This window comes from Bacillus sp. LK2 (assembly GCF_001043575.1).
GTDB lineage: Bacteria > Bacillota > Bacilli > Bacillales > Bacillaceae_G > Bacillus_A > Bacillus_A paramycoides.
The window spans coordinates 1-3,805 of record NZ_LDUK01000093.1; the positions used below are offsets into that span (position 1 = coordinate 1).

Below are 3,805 nucleotides of genomic sequence, written 5' to 3' on the forward strand. Positions count from 1 at the left end.
GAAATATCTAATTATAGAAATAGGGATATTTCTGCATTCAACAAGGATTAGACCTTTTTTATTTTTAGCTATATTGAATAGCGTTGTTGATACTTTTCCGTTCTCTGTCGAAGAAACTTATGATAAACTTAAATTATCAAATTTTACCAAATTTACATATGTTATTCCACTAATTGGTATAGGGGGTTACGGGATGAAGGAAAATTTAAAAGTAGCATGGATAACTTCTTGGTTTGCCCTTTTGGGTCAATTAGTATTTTTTACAGGATTGTCGTTACTCACTGAAAATTGGCGGTTTACAATGTGGAGTTTTATGGTCAGTATGATTGTAGGAGTTCCAAGTATAATCCACACTTATAAGTCCCAGAAAATTGCGGATACAAAAAGGTAGAAGGTGCCTAAGTAGGTCTATACCTATCCTTCTATTATATCTGCTAAGGAGTTCATTCCTTGTTCAATATACGGAGTCTTTAATGGAATAAGAAAGGAAACTTCCGGAAAAATTGGGGTTTCCTTATTTTTATTTGTTCTGGTGCAAAGATAAAATAACAGAGAATATAGCTTATATATTTCTAGCGGAATCCTATTTTATGTTGTAATCCCAAACAATCGATGGATGAATTTTTTCTGGTTTTGAACAGAATGAAGCCTTAAATCAATCTGTTCTTTTTTAATCATATGCATAGCTTCTACTCCTGCAAGAATGGATGTAGCTGTGCAAAAAGACTTGAATCCTAACATAGAACGTACACGTCTCTTAATAAAACGATAATCTTGCTCTATAATATTATTTAAATATTTGAGCTATCGGATTTGGATGCTTGCGGGGTGTTTTTAATCAAACTTAATTTCAAAGCTACACATTTTTAGGTGGAGAAATAGGAGTATCTTCGCTATTTTTGGTAACAAAAATAGGGATATATAGAAATACAAACTTATAGAAATAGGGATATTTCTATATATCTAAATATCTGTCAATAATTTGAACTTCTTTTTCTGTTCAGGGGGTAATTGATTTTCTACATAATGATTTATAAGCAAATCAATTATTTCATGAGCATATTTCCTATTAGTTGTAAATTGACAAAAAAGTTTTTTAAAAAAATGCGAGTCATTCTGTTCAACAATTGGGCCATTTAACAGCAAAACTTTTTCAGGTAAACAAATTAAAAATGTTAATGTGAAATGTATTTACTGAACAATCTGAAATTTTTTAGATAGTATGAAATTTGTGAAAAAGGGTGCTTGAAATTGCTGGTATAATAATAAAAAATCATTAATGGAGGAAGTCTATGAAATTTGTACTTATATTTGGTCCGCAAGCAGTTGGTAAAATGACAGTAGGGCAAGAGTTAGCTAAAGCAACTGGATTGAAACTATTTCATAACCATATGACCATTGAATTACTTGAGCCCTTATTCAGCTTTAGTCCGGAAATGTGGAGGTTGTCAACTTTATTTAGAAAAGAAATATTCAAGGCAGTGGCTGAGAGTGAACTAGAAGGTTTGATCTTTACATATGTGTGGGCTTTTGATCAACAAGAGGATTGGGACTTCGTAGACCAGACATGTGAAATCTTTGAATCCCAGGGTGCCACTATTTATTTTGTGGAATTAGAAGCCGATATGGACGAGAGGCTGGAACGAAATAAAAGTCCGCATCGACTTGAGCATAAACCTACCAAAAGAAACGTTGACTGGTCCGAGAATGAACTAAGGGAATCAATGAAAAAATACAGATTGAACTCCCATAAAGGTGAAATTAAAAATGAGAACTACATAAAAATTAATAATATAAGTTTGAGTGCTGCAGAAGTAGCTGAAATAGTGTCAAAAAGGTTTGAATTATAAAATCACGTGAATGATCTTCAATTATCAGGCGCTATTGTTGAATAAAACTTAGATTTTTAAGCAACCTTATTGTTATATTTCCTAGTGTAGTGAAGTATCTTACATCCAAAATTAAAAAACTATATTTTTAACCCCATCCTAAATTTAGAACGGGGTTATGCTTGTTTGAGCTTTTAAAATTAAAAAACTTTACTGTCATTTTACATAAGTAAGTTTCGATTCACTTGTTTTTTCGCATTTTTAGGTGAAGAAACAGGAGTATCTTCACTATTTGTTGGTAACAAATGTAGGGATATATAGAAATATAAACTTATAGAAATAGGGATATATCCATATTGTGAGGGGAGGTCACAGCAATGATATATGGTACATGTAATAGAATCATAGAGTTTACGAATAATGCCTAAATCATTGGTGTCAAAAGAGGTTGACTACAATGAAAATGAAACTAAAAGGATATTCCTGATTTTGGAGGGATAAAAAGAATAGCACCGCTAGTACAAAAATAATGGGGTGTTGCTACTGATTAGTGGCGTAGTGTTATTGTAGCTAAGTACAAGGAAAATATTAAACAGTTAGCTTTAGAGATAAAACGATTGATTAAGGTGTTAAGTGACAAAAAAGTTGTTTAATTCTTATTGGACTAACAGGCAGGTTAGTTGAAAAGTTTTAGTTAACTTGGGTTCAGCAATTGGGCCAGGTTGTTGAGAATCTCTCTCAAATAGGGCTGGTTACTTATGTTAAAATATTGCGAGTGAAATCAGGTTCTTAACGATTTGATCAAGTATCAAGCAAAATAATTCAGAAACGAAGAAGGGACAGTACTAACATGGAAAATGTTTCTAATGTAGATAAATTGGAATCAATAAAGTCTTTACAATCGACAATCAGTAAACTCGAAAATGCCTTGTCACAGATGACTCAGAAAGGCGCAAATATCACCTTAGTAAAGAAACGACTCAAAGCTGTTTGCATCGGCCTAGCAATGCTAGAAAACGTTTGGAATCAAAGCCCCCATCATTATACCCAGGAAGATTTAGCAGAAGCTCGCAATGTTCTTACTGGTTTGCTTCCATCAATTAAGAACATTCATGATAAGTCAAAGGCTGGTAGTCCCCAAAGAACGCTTTTAGAAAGAAGAATAAAAGCGTTGAAACTAGCTATCCAAGAGATTGACAATTATTTCTGATAAATAATTTATCTAACTAAGTAGAATAACGGGTGCTTTAGTTCAATAAGAATTAAAGCACCCGTTATTGATTTTTGAGTATCAATACATTTGGATGGATAGAAATTAAAAAACTTTATTAACACTTTACATAAGGAAGCTGCAGTTGAGAGAGAAGAAAAGGTTGTGGAGGAAGTCCTGGTGACGATATTTCTTAAATCACAATAATATAGAAATATCCCTATTTCTATGTAGGGATATTTCTATATTTCTAAATCTCTGTTAATAATTTAAATTTCCTTTTCTGTTCGGGAGTTAATTGATTTTCTACATAATGATGTATAAGTAAATCTATTATTTCATGAGCATATTTCTTATTAGTAAGTTTCATTAGTGCTCCAAGCTCTTCCTTAGATTGACTAGAAATTTTAATACTACCTTGTTGGTTTTTAAATGTCTTTTTCTCTGGTGTTTGCTCCTTCTTTTGTTCCTGCTGATTTACTTGTTCTTGTTCATTTTTAGGTGGGAAAGTAGGAGTATCTTCGCCACTTTTTGTTACAACTGAATCCTCGTTTGGGATATAAGGATCTGTTGGGTCAAAATTGCTCTTTTTTCTGCCTAATAATCCAGGAGTTCTTGCCATGTTATACACCAACCTTCATACTTTCAAAAACATTGATACGAGATAATAATTCATCACTAATTTTTTCGTATAGTTCTATTACATTTAAATCATGTCTATCATTTTCAGTGATACCGTTAACATCAAACCTTTTAATACGTTCCA

The 3,805-nt window shown here is 32.3% G+C and carries 4 protein-coding genes and 2 pseudogenes; 3 read left to right on the forward strand and 3 right to left on the reverse strand.

Annotated elements, in window-relative coordinates:
• The coding region (locus tag VK90_RS31005; RefSeq protein WP_231595970.1) for a hypothetical protein at positions 1 to 391 on the forward strand (391 nt) is incomplete at its 5' end.
• A gap of 197 nt (positions 392 to 588) precedes the next feature.
• Here the strand turns inward: VK90_RS31005 and VK90_RS27170 are convergent.
• Positions 589 to 804 (reverse strand): annotated as a pseudogene (locus VK90_RS27170) (DDE-type integrase/transposase/recombinase); the annotation flags it as partial.
• A 488-nt stretch (positions 805 to 1,292) separates the two neighbouring features.
• Here VK90_RS27170 and VK90_RS27175 point away from each other — a divergent pair.
• Both VK90_RS27175 and VK90_RS27180 read left to right on the forward strand, forming a co-directional pair.
• Positions 1,293 to 1,850 carry an AAA family ATPase gene (locus VK90_RS27175; RefSeq protein ID WP_048376706.1) on the forward strand — a complete coding sequence of 186 codons (558 nt, stop codon included), beginning with the start codon at positions 1,293 to 1,295 and terminating at the stop codon, positions 1,848 to 1,850.
• Between the two features lie 829 nt (positions 1,851 to 2,679).
• Entirely contained in the window at positions 2,680 to 3,039 is a 360-nt protein-coding gene (locus tag VK90_RS27180) for a hypothetical protein (protein ID WP_048376708.1), read from the forward strand.
• Positions 3,040 to 3,289: 250 nt separating this feature from the next.
• Here VK90_RS27180 and VK90_RS27185 read toward each other — a convergent pair whose 3' ends face one another.
• Positions 3,290 to 3,661, reverse strand: coding sequence for a hypothetical protein (locus tag VK90_RS27185; protein ID WP_048376710.1), 372 nt, complete (start codon positions 3,659 to 3,661; stop codon positions 3,290 to 3,292).
• A 1-nt stretch (position 3,662) separates the two neighbouring features.
• Positions 3,663 to 3,805, reverse strand: a pseudogene (locus VK90_RS30040) (ParA family protein); the annotation flags it as partial.